General features: G+C 60.4%; 18 protein-coding genes. 9 read left to right on the plus strand and 9 right to left on the minus strand.

Translation table 11 applies throughout. The features are described 5' to 3' along the window. Positions 1 to 17: 17 nt before the first annotated feature. The 3 genes from L8K08_RS10335 (at position 18) to L8K08_RS10345 (ending at position 2,222) form a co-directional block, all read left to right on the plus strand. Positions 18 to 329 carry a DUF962 domain-containing protein gene (locus L8K08_RS10335; RefSeq protein ID WP_124418341.1) on the plus strand — a complete coding sequence of 104 codons (312 nt, stop codon included), beginning with the start codon at positions 18 to 20 and terminating at the stop codon, positions 327 to 329. A gap of 410 nt (positions 330 to 739) precedes the next feature. Continuing rightward, positions 740 to 922, plus strand: a complete 183-nt coding sequence (locus tag L8K08_RS10340; RefSeq protein WP_242196357.1) for a hypothetical protein — start codon at positions 740 to 742, stop codon at positions 920 to 922. A 103-nt stretch (positions 923 to 1,025) separates the two neighbouring features. Beyond that, the gene (locus L8K08_RS10345) at positions 1,026 to 2,222 is read left to right on the plus strand and encodes an MFS transporter (RefSeq protein ID WP_145159540.1); all 1,197 of its coding nucleotides are present in this window, start codon (positions 1,026 to 1,028) and stop codon (positions 2,220 to 2,222) included. Here L8K08_RS10345 and arfB read toward each other — a convergent pair. From arfB to L8K08_RS10360, 3 genes are all read right to left on the minus strand, one after another. After that, positions 2,219 to 2,632 carry an alternative ribosome rescue aminoacyl-tRNA hydrolase ArfB gene (gene arfB / locus L8K08_RS10350; protein WP_034109044.1) on the minus strand — a complete coding sequence of 138 codons (414 nt, stop codon included), beginning with the start codon at positions 2,630 to 2,632 and terminating at the stop codon, positions 2,219 to 2,221. The two genes, L8K08_RS10345 and arfB, sit on opposite strands and share 4 nt — an antisense overlap. Positions 2,633 to 2,644: 12 nt before the next feature. Continuing rightward, complete coding sequence (locus L8K08_RS10355) at positions 2,645 to 3,328, minus strand: pentapeptide repeat-containing protein (protein WP_242196360.1); 684 nt, start codon at positions 3,326 to 3,328, stop codon at positions 2,645 to 2,647. A gap of 105 nt (positions 3,329 to 3,433) precedes the next feature. Beyond that, positions 3,434 to 4,855, minus strand: coding sequence for an amino acid permease (locus L8K08_RS10360; protein ID WP_242196363.1), 1,422 nt, complete (start codon positions 4,853 to 4,855; stop codon positions 3,434 to 3,436). A gap of 647 nt (positions 4,856 to 5,502) precedes the next feature. Between L8K08_RS10360 and L8K08_RS10365 the strand changes: the two genes are divergently transcribed. Next, the gene (locus tag L8K08_RS10365) at positions 5,503 to 5,640 is read left to right on the plus strand and encodes a hypothetical protein (protein WP_003237751.1); all 138 of its coding nucleotides are present in this window, start codon (positions 5,503 to 5,505) and stop codon (positions 5,638 to 5,640) included. 73 nt (positions 5,641 to 5,713) lie between these two features. After that, positions 5,714 to 6,673: a leucyl aminopeptidase gene (locus L8K08_RS10370; protein ID WP_145159546.1), complete on the plus strand. Its 960-nt coding sequence runs from the start codon at positions 5,714 to 5,716 to the stop codon at positions 6,671 to 6,673. Positions 6,674 to 6,865: 192 nt separating this feature from the next. Here the strand turns inward: L8K08_RS10370 and rluB are convergent, their stop codons facing one another. The 6 genes from rluB to L8K08_RS10400 form a co-directional block, all read right to left on the minus strand. Then, positions 6,866 to 8,110 carry a 23S rRNA pseudouridine(2605) synthase RluB gene (gene rluB / locus L8K08_RS10375; protein WP_106578420.1) on the minus strand — a complete coding sequence of 415 codons (1,245 nt, stop codon included), beginning with the start codon at positions 8,108 to 8,110 and terminating at the stop codon, positions 6,866 to 6,868. Positions 8,111 to 8,254: 144 nt separating this feature from the next. Beyond that, entirely contained in the window at positions 8,255 to 8,446 is a 192-nt protein-coding gene (locus L8K08_RS10380; RefSeq protein WP_242196366.1) for a DUF1289 domain-containing protein, read from the minus strand. 134 nt (positions 8,447 to 8,580) lie between these two features. Then, a complete protein-coding gene (scpB, locus tag L8K08_RS10385) occupies positions 8,581 to 9,540 on the minus strand; it encodes an SMC-Scp complex subunit ScpB (protein ID WP_242196370.1) in 960 nt (319 codons plus the stop codon). 12 nt (positions 9,541 to 9,552) lie between these two features. Next, positions 9,553 to 10,251, minus strand: coding sequence for a ScpA family protein (locus L8K08_RS10390; RefSeq protein WP_242196412.1), 699 nt, complete (start codon positions 10,249 to 10,251; stop codon positions 9,553 to 9,555). A gap of 120 nt (positions 10,252 to 10,371) precedes the next feature. Then, positions 10,372 to 11,001, minus strand: coding sequence for an L-threonylcarbamoyladenylate synthase (locus L8K08_RS10395; protein WP_106578417.1), 630 nt, complete (start codon positions 10,999 to 11,001; stop codon positions 10,372 to 10,374). 13 nt (positions 11,002 to 11,014) lie between these two features. Beyond that, positions 11,015 to 11,878 (minus strand): PHP domain-containing protein, encoded by an 864-nt coding sequence (locus L8K08_RS10400; protein ID WP_242196373.1) that lies wholly within the window; start codon positions 11,876 to 11,878, stop codon positions 11,015 to 11,017. 87 nt (positions 11,879 to 11,965) lie between these two features. Here L8K08_RS10400 and L8K08_RS10405 point away from each other — a divergent pair, with 87 nt between their 5' ends. The 4 genes from L8K08_RS10405 (at position 11,966) to L8K08_RS10420 (ending at position 14,076) form a co-directional block, all read left to right on the plus strand. Further along, positions 11,966 to 12,562 carry a septation protein A gene (locus L8K08_RS10405; protein ID WP_106578415.1) on the plus strand — a complete coding sequence of 199 codons (597 nt, stop codon included), beginning with the start codon at positions 11,966 to 11,968 and terminating at the stop codon, positions 12,560 to 12,562. A 1-nt stretch (position 12,563) separates the two neighbouring features. Then, entirely contained in the window at positions 12,564 to 12,863 is a 300-nt protein-coding gene (locus L8K08_RS10410) for a YciI family protein (protein WP_015885584.1), read from the plus strand. A gap of 120 nt (positions 12,864 to 12,983) precedes the next feature. Beyond that, positions 12,984 to 13,391 (plus strand): translation initiation factor 2, encoded by a 408-nt coding sequence (locus L8K08_RS10415; RefSeq protein WP_145159560.1) that lies wholly within the window; start codon positions 12,984 to 12,986, stop codon positions 13,389 to 13,391. A gap of 7 nt (positions 13,392 to 13,398) precedes the next feature. Then, positions 13,399 to 14,076 carry a response regulator transcription factor gene (locus tag L8K08_RS10420; RefSeq protein WP_145159562.1) on the plus strand — a complete coding sequence of 226 codons (678 nt, stop codon included), beginning with the start codon at positions 13,399 to 13,401 and terminating at the stop codon, positions 14,074 to 14,076. Positions 14,077 to 14,954 lie beyond the last annotated feature (878 nt).

Consider the following 14,954-nt stretch of genomic DNA (forward strand, 5'->3'; position numbering starts at 1 on the left):
CCCAAGGGCCGGCCAACGTGGAAAACGTCAAACAATTCAATAGCTTCGCCGAGTTCTATCCTTACTACCTGAGTGAACACGGCAATAGCACATGCCGGCGTTTGCACTTCATCGGCACCACGTTGGTGATTGGCATCCTGGCGTACGCCATCGGCAAAGGTTCGGTGGGGCTGCTGCTGGCTTTGCCCATCGCCGGTTACAGCTTCGCCTGGATCGGCCACTTCTTCTTCGAAAAGAACCGCCCGGCGACGTTTCAACATCCGCTCTACAGCCTCTTGGGCGACTTTGTGATGTACCGCGACATGATCTTGGGCAAGGTCCCTTTTTAAACAGGACGCTTTTTTGAACAGGGCGCCTTTTAAGGGGGCGTCCTTGAAAGTGTGACCTCTTGTCACTTGCCTAAACAATGAAAATTCGTACATACGTCGACATAAAATTCTTTTTGTCATTTTCAGTGCTGTATCCTGCCAAGGCTTTTTGAGAGCGCGCAATCACACTGCGATTGATAAAACAGACCTTGCGAGGAGCGACGACGATGCACGAGATACCTAATCTCCCCTTCCCAAGCCTGCACCCAACAGAGCAGCCAACACCGCAGCAGGCCAGCGACAACCGGCCTGAGACCAAAGAAGCACAACCAGTCGACAGCAAAAGCCAGGACTGACGCCGTACCAGACCGTGTGGAAAGCGCACCTTTGAGCGCTTTCCACACTGCCTGAATCACCCCGAGATGCCCGCCATGACTGATACCCTCCCCGACACCCCCGACGCCGCTGTACTCGACGCAGCCCTGCAAATGATCGACGTGTGGAACCGCCTCAGCCCTGAAAAACAGGCGCTCCTGCTCAAGCGCTTCGGCACCCAGGAAAACGCCCTGGCCGCCCTGGTGACCACGCAAATGCTGGCACCGGCCAAACCCTGATCTGTCGGTAATCTGAAGTTTTTACGTTTTGCCGCCCCGCGAGGCGTAAGCGCCGGTATCATTAGCAGCCTATCTTTACCTGCTGCGACAGTGGACCTCTCCCATGCCAGATACCCAGCGCCCCATGGCGGTCACGCTGCAAGTCGTTTCCATCGTGCTGTTCACCTTTATCGGTTACCTCAATATCGGCATTCCCCTGGCCGTGTTGCCGGGCTATGTCCACAGTGAACTGGGCTACGGCGCGGTGATTGCCGGCCTGGTGATCAGCGTGCAGTACCTGGCCACGCTGCTGAGCCGCCCGTATGCCGGCAAAATCATCGACAACCTGGGCAGCAAGCGCGCGGTGTTGATCGGCCTGGCGGGCTGCGGCCTGAGTGGCGTGTTCATGTTGCTGGCCGCGTGGTTTTCCAGCCTGCCGGCCGTCAGCCTGATCAGCCTGCTCATCGGCCGACTGGTGCTCGGCAGCGCCGAAAGCCTGGTGGGTTCGGGCGCCATCGGCTGGGGCATTGGCCGGGTCGGCGCGGCCAACACCGCCAAAGTCATTTCATGGAACGGCATCGCCAGTTACGGCGCACTGGCCATCGGCGCACCACTTGGGGTGGTGCTGGTCAGCCATTTCGGATTGTGGAGCATGGGCGTCAGCATCATTCTGCTGGCGGTGCTCGGCGTGTTTCTGGCCTGGAACAAGGTCGCAGCGCCGATTGTGGCCGGTGTGCGCCTGCCGTTCATGAATGTGCTGGGCCGCGTGCTGCCCCACGGCTGCGCGTTGGCCCTGGGCTCGATCGGCTTTGGCACCATCGCCACCTTTATTACCCTGTATTACACCACCCAGCACTGGGACAACGCCGTGTGGGCATTGAGCCTGTTCGGCGCCAGCTTCATCGGCGCGCGCCTGCTGTTCGGCAATTTGATCAACCGCATCGGCGGCTTTCGCGTGGCGATTGCCTGCCTGTCCGTGGAAATCCTCGGGTTGCTGTTGCTGTGGCTGGCGCCCGACGCCCACCTCGCCCTGGCCGGTGCGGCGTTGAGCGGGTTCGGCTTTTCCCTGGTGTTTCCGGCGCTGGGGGTGGAGGCGGTCAACCTGGTGCCGGCCTCCAGCCGGGGCTCGGCGGTGGGGGCTTACTCGCTGTTTATCGACTTGTCGTTGGGCATCACCGGCCCGCTGGCAGGTGCGGTGGCGGCGGGGTTCGGCTTTGCCTCAATCTTCCTGTTCGCTGCGCTCGCCGCCGCCGGTGGCTTACTGCTGAGCCTGTACCTGTACCGGCAAGCGCCCAAGGCCCGCGAGGCGCGCGACGCTTAAAAGTCGACCTTACCGCGCCCGGCCTTGATGCTGCCGCGCTTGGTCTTGGATTCCAGGCGGCGCTTTTTCGAGCCCAGGGTGGGCTTGGTCGGGCGGCGCTTCTTCTCGACCTTGGTGGCGCTGAGGATCAACTCCACCAGGCGCTCCAGCGCATCCGCGCGATTCTGTTCCTGGGTCCGGTATTGCTGGGCCTTGAGCACCAGCACGCCTTCACTGGTGATACGGCTGTCGCGCAGCGCCAGCAGCCGTTCCTTGTAAAAGTCCGGCAACGACGACGCCGGAATATCAAACCGCAGGTGCACCGCGCTCGATACCTTGTTGACGTTCTGCCCACCGGCGCCTTGGGCGCGAATGGCGGTCAGCTCGATCTCGGCATCGGGCAGGTGCACGTTGTTGGAAATTACCAGCATCACTCAAAAACCTTAGGCAACGGACAAGCCCAACTCGGATAACAACATCGACGCCTGGGCTTTGGAAATCACGGCGCCTTTGAACAGTTTGGCATCATTGAGGCGAAAGCCGCTCAAATCCGCGCCCCGCAAGTCAGCGCCGGCAAAATTGGCACCGTTGATGCGGGCGTGGGCGAGGCTGCAGTCGATCAGTTCGGCCTTGCGAAAGTCTGCATCCGACAAGTCGCTGTCGGAAAAATCCAGATTATTGAGCACGGTTCGGGCAAACGACAGGCCGGACAAGAACGCACTGTTGAGCAAGGTCTCGCTGAAGCTCAGGCCCAGGGACGCGCAATGGGTGAAGTTGGCGCCCGTCAGTTTGCACTGCGTGAAATGGGCTTGGGACAACTTGCTGCGCTGCCAACGGGTGTTGTTCAGGTCGCAGCTGATGAATTGCGCCTCGAGCAGGTTGGCCGCCTCGAATACGGCGTGCCCGGCCCGGCAACTTTTCCATTGCGTGCCTTCCAGGCGCGCACCGAGAAAGGACGTTTGCGCCAGTGTGCAGCGCTCGAACTCCCAATGCTCCAGCACCCTCCGCGACAGGTCTGCCCCGCTCAAATCGACGCCGATCAAGCGCAACGGCCCGCGGTGCTGGTCGATCAGGTCTTGCACCTCATCGCGCTGCAAGCTGCCGCCGTCGATATCGATGTGCTGCATGAAGCCTCCGGGCAAGGGTCGATAAAAAAGAAGGCGCGAGTCTACCCTGTCGGCGCCGACAAAAAACCCGGCAAGGCGCCGGGTTTTCTGTTGAGGCAAGACGACTTACTTCAACGCCGCACTCGCCGTGGTCAACGCCGCTTCAGCGCTGCGCTTGTTCTTGATCCAGTAGCACAGCCCCATGAACGCCACCCATACCGGAATCGCGTACACCGAGACCTGAATGCCCGGAATCATCAGCATGATCACCAGGATAAACGCCACGAACGCCAGGCAAATGTAGTTGCCGTACGGGTACCACAGCGCTTTGAACAGCGGCACCTGGCCGGTGCGGTCCATGTGCTGGCGGAATTTCACGTGCGAGAAGCTGATCATCGCCCAGTTGATCACCAGCGTGGCCACGACCAGCGACATCAACAGCTCGAGCGCGTGTTGCGGGATCAGGTAATTCATCAGCACCGCCACCAGGGTGACCGCCGCCGACGCGAGGATCGAACGCACCGGTACGCCACGCTTGTCGATCTTCGCCAGGGCTTTGGGCGCATCGCCCTGCTCAGCCATGCCCAGCAGCATGCGGCTGTTGCAGTAGGTGCCGCTGTTGTACACCGACAGCGCTGCGGTCAGCACCACGAAGTTGAGGATGTGCGCGGCAGTGTTGCTGCCCAGCATCGAAAACACCTGCACGAACGGGCTGCCGCTGTAGGCATCGCCGGACGCGTTGAGGGTTGCCAGCAAGCTGTCCCACGGCGTCAGCGACAACAGCACCACCAGCGCGCCGATGTAGAAAATCAGAATGCGGTAGATCACCTGATTGATCGCTTTGGGGATCACGGTGCGCGGCTGGTCGGCTTCGGCCGCGGTAAAACCGAGCATTTCCAGGCCGCCGAACGAGAACATGATGATCGCCATGGCCATCACCAAACCGTTGACGCCATGCGGGAAGAAACCGCCGTGGTCCCACAGGTTGCTCACCGAGGCTTGCGGCCCGCCACTGCCGCTGACCAGCAGGTAGCTGCCCAGGGCGATCATGCCAACGATGGCCACCACCTTGATGATGGCAAACCAGAACTCGGCCTCACCGAAGACTTTGACGTTGGCCAGGTTGATCATATTGATCAGCACGAAGAACGCTGCCGCCGAGACCCAGGTCGGGATCTCCGGCCACCAGTAGTGCACGTATTTGCCGACCGCCGTCAGCTCCGACATGCCCACCAGAATGTACAGAATCCAGCAGTTCCAGCCCGACAGGAAGCCGGCAAAACCGCCCCAGTACTTATGGGCAAAGTGGCTGAAGGAACCGGCGACCGGCTCTTCGACGATCATTTCGCCGAGCTGGCGCATGATCATGAAGGCGATGAAGCCGCAGATGGCATAGCCTAGGATCATCGACGGCCCGGCTGATTTAAGCACCCCGGCCGAGCCCAGGAACAGGCCGGTGCCGATGGCGCCACCGAGGGCGATCAACTGGATATGCCGATTTTTCAGGCCGCGTTTCAGCTCGCCTGATGAGGAATGGGGTCCACTCATGAAAAGGGTCTCACGCAAGGTTTGATGATGTTGAATGCACGTTGCTGCCTTGAATCTCGACTCAAGCAGCGCCGCTCAAACCCCAGCGCAGGCACCAGGAGTACAGCGTCTTTCTAACGGTCATGCGTCACCTGTTTGTTTTTATCTGTGACGAAATCGAACCCGTCCGGCTCGTGGCCAGGCGGAGTGATCAGGGTGGATAAACCCTGAGGTCTTGGCCTTTTGCGTAGGTACGCAAGGGAGTCACAGTAAAACGCGGCGCATTGTACACCGCTCGACAGCTTCGGGCCGCCACTGGGGAGCGCCTGTGACAATCTGTCAGGCATTCCTTACAGCGCCGGGTCGCTCAATGACAGCGCGCTTTTAGCGTAAATTAATCGTTACAGCCCGGAAAATAAGCGTTACAGGCGCGCTTGATCCGTCAGAAAACGGAAAAATGTCAGTATGAAAAATCCTACAAATTAGCTTCGCCAGTCCGTTGTTTTTTCTCAATAAAAAACCACCGCGAAAAAACAGAAGAAAAAATCCAAATGAGACCGTGTCAATAAATATTTTGCATTCTGAAACACACTCTCCTAGGTTCTTTCACTTGCCAGCGAAGCCCGTTGGCAAGCCGTTCTCAAACAACGTCCTCTAGGAGATACACCATGCAAGCACTGGAAAAAGACCTGGAAACCGAACTGCAACTCGACGATTGGTTTGAAGCGCCGACCCATGAGGCCGCCGTTGAAATGATGCAAGCTGATGCCGTTGTGCCTTTTGGCACCGCGATGTGGCCTTTCTAACACCCGGCAGGCAACCGGCAGGTGTTGTGCACGGCACCTGCCCCCTTACCCCAGGCACAGAAGGACACACGTCATGGACAAGGCCCGCGCCGTCGAACATTTTCTCTACTACCTTGCGCATCACCCGGCCCTCAACGGCCTGAGCCGCCCCACCGTGCTGCTGGGCCACACCGAGCGCTACGACGCCATTGCCCAGGCAATCACTCACGGCAGCGCCGCCCGATTCAATTTCCAGCTGCAGCGCCTGGACCTGGCCGCCAGCGACACCCTGGCCCAGGCCATCGAAACCTCTGACCTGTATCTGTTTCTCTACGATTCCTCGACCCTGCCCAACCCACGCGCCGAAGGCCCGGACTTTATCCGCGCCCTGCAGGGGGTGATGGCCGAGCACTGGAAGAAATCCCTGCTGTTCAAGGATTACGGCGACTATTTCTACGACACCTTCAGCGTCGAGCCGCAACGCATCGCCGACCTCAATGCCACGCTGATCCGGCGCATGTCCCAGGCCAACGTGCTGAGCTTTACCGACAAACACGGCTCGCGCCTGGAAGCGCCGATGAGCAGCATCAAGAAGTGGACCAATATCAATGGCGTCGGCAACCATGACCTGGCGCCGGGCGAGATCGCCACGCACAGCGAGGCCATCAACGGCCAGGTGCGGTTTGTCGGCACCTTCCTCAGCACCATCCCGTTTGCGCGCAAATACGGCGTACTGCAATCACCGCTGGAGCTGTGGATCGAGAACTCGACCATTTGCAGCGTGGCCAGTGATGTGCCGGGCCTGGCGGACGATTTCAACAAGTACTTGAATGCCAACCCGTCCAACCGTCGCGTGGAAGAGCTGGGGATTGGCACCAATGAAGGGGTCAAGGATTTGTACGCGCGCAATGCCGGGTTCGAGGAGCGCCATTGCGGCTTGCACCTGGGCTTGGGCGGCGGGCAGAAAGGCAGTCATCACCTGGATTTGATCTTTGCCAGCGGGGTGTTGGCGCTGGATGACAAGCCGGTGTTTGATGGTAGGTTTGCGTTCTGAGCACAAAATTCAGAAACACTGGAGATCCAAGTGTGGGAGCGGGCTTGCTCGCGAATGCGCAGTGTCAGTCACCCGATGTACTGACTGATCCACCGCTTTTGCGAGCAAGCCCGCTCCCACATTTTTGACCGTATTTCATGCCCAAAAAAAAAGCCAACCCGAGGGTTGGCGTTTTTTTGTGCAGCACTTACATCACTGCGGCTTCTTGCGACCAAAACCAGGACGCTGGCCAGAACCGGCCGGGGCGCCACGGCGCTTGCCCGACGGCTCGTCCGCGACCAGTTTCGGCCCAGGACGCTTGTTCGCTGCCGGCTTGGCTGGACGCTTGGTGCTGGCGCTGTCGGCTGGGCGGTCGGATGCCGGAGCACCACGGCCTTCACCACGGTTGCCGCGGCCGCCGCTTGGTGCTTCGCCGCCACGCGCAGGACGCGGGGTGCGAGGGCCACGTTCGCCTTCCTGGCGGGACGGGGCGGTTGGGCGACGTTCGCCTTCGATGTGTGGCTCACGCGAAATGCGACCGCCGGTGGCCGGTGCATTCAGCGCCGGGCGCAGGGTGCGGGCAACACGTTCGGTACGGGCCACAGGACGCGACGATTTACGCTGCATACGCTCAAGCTTGTCTTTGCTCTTGGCGTTCATCTGCGGCATGGCAACCGGCGTCAGGCCAACTTCAGCGCTGAGGATATCGACCTCGTACTGGCTCATTTCGCGCCAGCGGCCCATCGGCAGGTCGGAGTTCAAGAACACCGGGCCGAAACGCACGCGTTTCAGGCGGCTGACCACCAGGCCCTGGGATTCCCACAGGCGACGCACTTCACGGTTACGGCCTTCCATCACCACGCAGTGGTACCAATGGTTGAAACCTTCGCCGCCTGGCGCCTGCTTGATGTCGGTGAACTTGGCCGGGCCGTCTTCAAGGACGACGCCCGCTTTCAAGCGCTCGATCATCTCGTCATCGACTTCACCGCGTACACGCACGGCGTATTCACGGTCCATTTCGTAGGACGGGTGCATCAGGCGGTTGGCCAGCTCGCCGTCGGTGGTGAACATCAGCAAACCGGTGGTGTTGATGTCCAGACGGCCGATGTTGATCCAGCGGCCTTCTTTAGGTTTGGGCATCTTGTCGAACACGGTCGGACGGCCTTCCGGGTCGTCACGGGTGCAGATCTCGCCGTCGGGCTTGTTGTACATGATGACGCGGCGCACCGATTCGGCGGCCTCTTCACGCTTGATGACCTTGCCATCAATGGTGATTGCATCGTGCAGGTCGACACGCTGGCCAAGGGTGGCTTCAACGCCGTTGACCTTGATGCGCTTCTGGGTGATCCAGGCTTCGACGTCGCGGCGCGAGCCCACGCCGATACGCGCCAGCACCTTTTGCAGTTTTTCGCCTGCTGGGCCGATTTCCTGGCTGTCGTTCTGGTCTTGGTCGTTCATCTTAAGCACCTCCCGGTGGGTCGATTCAGGCGTGGCCTGAAGAGTGTTGAAAGCGGGGCTTTGGGCGAATACGTCGCCAAAGGGTCGCGAATCATACGCGCATGGCGCGCGTTACGCATCACAGACTAGTCGATTAAGCCGCAGTCATTTGCTTTTCCGCCGACCGGTGGCGCCCAGGGCCAACAGGCGCAGCTCGGCTTCGGCCAGCACTGCGCGTTTGTCGACCTTGTCGAGTTTCTTCCAGGCGCGGATTTCGCGCTTGCTGCGGCCACAGCCGACGCAGATATCGTCGCTGAATTTGCAGATGCTGATGCACGGGTCTTTGCTGGAGCTCATGTTTTCTCCCAGACAACCCAGACAATGCAGATCCAATGTGGGAGGGGGTTTGCCCCCGATGCAGGGTGTCAGCCTACATTTTTGTCACTGGGGCACTGCTATCGGGGGCAAGCCCCCTCCCACATCCAATTGCGTCAGTCTTCGAGTTGGCGGCGTTCGTTTTCGATGGCCTCGGCCAGGGCCCGGGCTTCGTCTTCCTCGTCGCTCAACGGCGGTTGTTCGAGGGCGGCGACGGCGGCCAGGAGTTTCTCGCGGGCTTCAGCCACGCCAAGAATGTCTTCCTCGGGCTCCGGTTCTGACTCGGCTTCCGGTTCCGGTTCAACTTCTTCGACCTCGGGCGCGGTTTCACCGTTCACCTGGGTTTGCGGTTCACTCGCGCCGTCACGCAGCAAGTCGTCGAAATCGGTCTTGATCCCCTGTTCCATGTCGTCCAATTCGAGCAACAAGGTATGGAAACTGGTCTCGTCCTTCGGCTCTTCCGGCTCGGCCGTGGCGTCGGCGAGTTCCTGCAGGCTGGCGGGAACTGGTGCGTCGTCGAAATCCAATACCGGCTCGGCCTCCATCTCGCGCAGTTCGGCGAGCGGCGGCAGGTCATCCAGGTTTTTCAGGTTGAAGTGGTCGAGGAACACCTTGGTGGTGGCAAACATCGCCGGTTTGCCGGGCACGTCGCGGTAGCCGACGATGCGGATCCACTCGCGCTCAAGCAATGTCTTGACGATATGGCTGTTGACCGCCACACCGCGCACGTCTTCGATTTCACCCCGGGTGATCGGCTGGCGATAGGCGATCAGCGCCATGGTCTCAAGCATCGCTCGCGAATAACGCTGCGGGCGCTCTTCCCACAGACGGCCGACCCACGGGGAAAACTTCTCACGGATCTGCAGGCGATAACCCGACGCCACTTCGCGCAGCTCAAAGGCGCGGCCATCGCAGGACTTGCGCAGGATCTCCAATGCCTTCTTGAACACCGGTGGCTCAGGGCGCTCGGCCTCTTCAAAGAGCTCGAACAGGCGCTCAAGGGATTGCGGTTTACCCGAGGCCAGAAGAAAGGCTTCCAGCAGCGGCGCCAGTTCGCGGGGTTCAGTCAAATTCATCGATTCAGCTCGTTATTCGGCTCGCGCCCGCACGTGGATAGCCGCAAAAGGCTCATTCTGGACCAGCTCGACCAAGGACTCCTTGACCAGCTCAAGGATTGCCATAAAGGTCACCACCACCCCCAGGCGCCCTTCTTCTTTGGTAAACAACTCGACAAAGGGTACAAACCCGCCGCCCTTGAGGCGTTCGAGCACATCGCTCATACGCTCACGGGTCGAAAGTGCCTCGCGACTGACCTGGTGGCTTTCAAACATGTCGCCCCGGCGCAGCACTTCGGCCATGGACATCAGCAATTCTTCCAGGCTCACATCCGGCAACAGCTTGCGCGCCCGGGCTTCCGGGGCGTCGAGCTTGGGCACCACCACATCGCGGCCCACACGGCTCAGGTTGTCGATGCCTTCGGCGGCGGCCTTGAAACGTTCGTACTCTTGCAGGCGGCGGATCAGTTCGGCGCGCGGGTCATCCTCTTCGGCTTCGATGGTCTCCGAGCGCGGCAACAGCATGCGCGATTTGATCTCGGCGAGCATCGCGGCCATCACCAGGTACTCGGCGGCCAGCTCCAGGCGCACGGTCTGCATCAGCTCGACATACCCCATGTACTGGCGGGTGATTTCCGCCACCGGGATGTCGAGGATATTGATGTTTTGCTTGCGGATCAGGTACAGCAGCAGGTCCAGCGGGCCTTCGAAGGCTTCAAGGAACACTTCCAGGGCGTCCGGCGGGATGTACAGGTCCAGCGGCATTTCCAGGACCGCCTGGCCATAGACCATGGCAAAGGGCAGTTCCTGCTGGGCGCCGGCCTGGCTGTCGACGGTTTCGACGACCGACATTCAGGCCTCGACCATGAACGGCGTCGGATCGCCGCAACCCACACGCACCACTTCCGGCTCGCCGTCGGCCAGGTTGATCACGGTGGAGGCCTTGTTGCCGCCGTAGCCGCCGTCGATGATCAAGTCGACGTGTTTTTCCAGCAGGCGCCGCATTTCGTAAGGGTCGTACAGCGGCTCTTCTTCACCGGGCAGGATCAACGACACACTCATCAGCGGCTCGCCCAGCTCAGCCAGCAACGCCAGGGCAATCGGGTGCTCCGGCACACGCAGGCCGATGGTGCGCTTTTTCGGGTGCAGCAACAGGCGCGGCACTTCGCGGGTGGCGTTGAGGATAAAGGTGTAGGGCCCAGGCGTGTGGGCCTTAAGAAGGCGGAAGGTGCCCGTGTCGACCTTCGCAAACAGCCCAAGCTGGGACAGGTCGCTGCAAATCAGTGCGAAGTTGTGATTCTTGTCCAGGTCACGCAGGCGTCTGACCCGTTCAACCGCGTTCTTGTCGCCGATCTGGCAACCAATGGCGTAGGACGAGTCGGTTGGGTAGATCACCACGCCGCCGGCGCGGATGATCTCCACGGCCTGTTTAATCAGGCGCGCTTGAGGGTTTTCCGGATGAATCTGGAAGAATTGACTCACGTGTTCTACCTGTTCAGACGGTGGCAATAATGGGGTCATGCTTGAATCGCCCCCACAACAGCGGCAGATCTTCCGGTACTTGGCGATACTCGCCAATCTCGGACCAGCCGCCTGGGCCATGAAAGTCACTGCCGGCGCTGACCAGCAGACCAAATTCGCGAGCAAGTATCGCCAGGCTGCCCACCTGATCGGCGGGTTGGTGCCCGTTAACCACTTCGATAGCGTGGCCGCCCGCTCCAATATAGTCGGCAATCAGCTTGCGGCGCTTGCTGCGGGTGAAATCGTAATGCCACGGATGCGCCAGGCTGACCCAGGCCCCAGCGGCCCGCAGCGTGCCGACGGTGTCTTCCAGGGTCGGCCAGTGTTGCTTGACGTCACCCAACTTGCCGGCGCCCAGCCATTTGCGGAACGCCTCGGCGCGATCCTTTACAAAACCTTCACGCACCATCCAGTCGGCAAAGTGCGGACGGGCCGGTGCGTTGCCGCTGTCGCCCAGTTCCTGCTGGATGGCGCGGGCGCCTTCCAGGCCGTTGGGCATGCCTTTAAGGCTGAGCTTGCGGCTTATTTCTTCGGACCGCAGCCAGCGGCCATCGTGCAATTGGGCAATGGCCTCGACCAACGGCGCGGCGTTCTGATCAAAACCGTAACCGAGCACATGAATGGTGGCGCCGCCCCAGGTGCAGGACAATTCCACGCCGTTGACCAGTTGCATGCCCAGCGCATGCGCGGTCGTACGGGCTTCGTCGAGGCCTTCGAGGGTGTCGTGGTCGGTCAAAGACAGGACTCGCACGCCTTTTTCAAACGCACGCGCAACCAGTACCGCGGGCGCCAGGGCGCCGTCGGAGGCCGTGCTGTGGCAGTGCAAATCAACATTCACGGGGGTGTGTAACCTCAAGTCAGCTGGCGCTATCGCAACCAAGGATGTTTGTTATTATGCCGCCACATCCAGCTTCTGGCTCTTACTGTGAAACAATTCATCGACTTCATCCCGCTGTTGCTGTTTTTCATCGTTACCAAACTCGACCCCAGGGTCATTGATATCGCCGGTCACGAGCTGACATTCGGGGGCATCTACAGCGCCACCGCCGTGCTGATCATCAGCTCGATCGTGGTCTACGGCGCCATCTTCATCTCCCAGCGCAAGCTGGAAAAAAGCCAATGGCTGACCCTGATTGCCTGCCTGGTATTCGGTGGCCTGACCCTGGCCTTTCACAGCGAAACCTTCCTTAAATGGAAAGCCCCCGTGGTGAACTGGCTGTTCGCCCTGGTCTTTATCGGCAGCCACTTCATCGGTGATCGCCTGCTGATCAAGCGCATCATGGGCCATGCACTGACCCTGCCGGACCCGGTGTGGACACGCTTGAACGTGGCCTGGATCGTGTTTTTCCTGTTCTGCGGCGCCGCCAACCTGTTCGTGGCCTTTACCTTCCAGGCCTACTGGGTCGACTTCAAGGTCTTCGGCAGCCTGGGCATGACCGTATTGTTCCTGATCGGCCAGGGTATCTACCTGTCGCGCCACCTGCATGACACCGCCCCTACCACGCCGAAAACCGAGGACTGACATGCTCTACGCCATCATTGCTACCGACGTCGCCAACTCGCTGGAAAAACGCCTGTCCGTGCGCCCGGCCCACGTCGAACGCCTGAAACAGCTGCAAGCCGAAGGCCGCATCGTGCTGGCCGGCCCACACCCGGCAGTGGACAGCAACGACCCGGGCGACGCCGGCTTCACCGGCAGCCTGATCGTCGCCGAGTTCGCCTCGTTGGCCGACGCCCAAGCCTGGGCCAAGGCCGACCCGTATGTAGCAGCAGGCGTCTACGCCGATGTGGTGATCAAGCCGTTCAAGCAAGTCCTGCCTTGAACCCGCTTTGTTTAATAAAGCTGGGCCGAACCTAATCGGTTCGGCGCGCTCCTAATGGCTCATTATTCTCGGTAACCTGCCGACAACGTTCTGAATATTCGTGTGGAATCAGGAGTTCCGATGCGCTTACCTCAGTTGTGTCTGTTGGCAGTGTTAACGATCGGGGCTACGGCCCACGCTGAAGAAACCTCGAACACCGGCAGTTCCACGCCCCTGTCCGTGAGTGCCGCCAGCCAGATCACCGAGTTGCAGCAACGTTTGAAAGAAAGCGAACGGCTGCGTGAAGAACTGAGCAAGCAACTGCAAAGCGCAGACACTGCCCGCGAAAGTGCCCAACTGAATCGCTTGCGCCAAGAGAACCAACGCCTGGCCCAGCAACTCAAAGAATCACAAGGCGGCGCCTTGACCCGCTGGCTGACCGAGCAACAACAGTGGTTTGTCACCGGCGGGGCCGTCGCACTGATCGCCCTGCTGTGCGGGATCTTCGCCAGCGGTGGGCACCGTCGCCGTCGACAATGGCTAAATTGAGTGAGTCATGAGCGAGCTGTTACTGATAGATGATGACCAGGAGCTCTGTGAGCTGCTGACCAGTTGGCTGAGCCAGGAAGGTTTCCAGGTGCGTGCCTGCCACGACGGCTTGAGCGCGCGTAAAGCCTTGGCCGACAGCGCCCCTGCGGCGGTGGTGCTCGATGTGATGCTGCCCGACGGCAGCGGCCTGGAGCTGCTCAAGCAATTGCGCAACGACCATCCGGAATTGCCGGTGCTGATGCTTTCGGCACGGGGCGAGCCGCTGGATCGCATCCTCGGCCTGGAGCTGGGCGCCGACGATTACCTGGCCAAGCCCTGCGACCCGCGCGAACTGACTGCCCGCTTGCGCGCCGTATTGCGCCGCAGTCATCCGGCGGCGGTGTCTACTCAGCTGGAGTTGGGCGACCTGTGCTTCAGCCCGGTGCGTGGGGTGGTGACAATCGATGAGCAGGAGTTTGCCCTCACTGTCTCTGAGAGTCGCCTGCTTGAAGCCTTGCTGCGCCAGCCGGGTGAGCCGCTGGATAAGCAGGAGCTGGCGCAGATCGCGCTGGGGCGTAAGTTGACCCTCTACGATCGCAGCCTGGATATGCACGTGAGCAACTTGCGTAAAAAGATCGGCCCACACCCGGATGGCCGGCCACGGATCATGGCGTTGCGTAGTCGCGGGTATTATTACAGCCTCTGAGTGGTATGGGGGTTGGGCTTTTGGGGTGGGGGTATATCCGTTATTTGGGTGATGGCCGCTTTGGGTTCCGCCCTTACGGCGGGTCACTTTTGAAAAGAGCCCAAAAGTAACCAAAAGGCTCTTGCCCCACCACTCGGCACCTCGCTCACGCTTCGGTGTGCCCTCACGCAGGCTTTGGAGCGTGGGCCGCCGCGATGGGCCATCCATGGCCCAACACGGCTAAACCGGCGTCCTGCCGGTTTACCCACGCTCCAAAACCTGCGTTCGGCCAGCGTGGTTTAACGGGGCGCCTAAGATCAAAATCAAAAGCAAAGCACGGCGGCCTAGTAGCCGACCTGAGTGGTTAGATCAAAAGCAAAGCCGAGGCGGCCTGACAGCCGACCTGATCCTTGAAGCTGAACTCAATCAAATGTGGGAGCTGGCTTGCCTGCGATGGCATCAACTGGTTATGCCTGATACACCGAGGCGTCTGCATCGCAGGCAAGCCAGCTCCCACAGAAAAGCAAAAGCAGTGCGGTGCTGGCGGTTGAACTCAGTGAAATTGTGGGAGCGGGCTTGCTCGCGAAGGCGGTGTGCCAGTGACACATGAGCTGACTGACACACCGCATTCGCGGGCAAGCCCGCTCCCACATTTGGAGCTCAGTACATCAGATAGAGGTTTGTTGATCTGCTTTTGATCTGCTTTTGCTTCTACCACTCAGGTCGGCTACTAGGCCGCCGTGCTCTTGATCTTGCTTTTGATCTGACAGGCCCCGTCAACCACGCTGGCCGAACGCAGGCTTGAATCCGTGGGTAACCCGGCAGGACGCCGGGTTAGCCGTGTTGGGCCATGGATGGCCCGTCGCGGCGGCCCACGGATTCAAGCCGGAGTGAGGGAA

The organism is Pseudomonas sp. TREG-RG-20F-10-E-6-01 (assembly GCF_022662455.1).
Lineage (GTDB): Bacteria > Pseudomonadota > Gammaproteobacteria > Pseudomonadales > Pseudomonadaceae > Aquipseudomonas.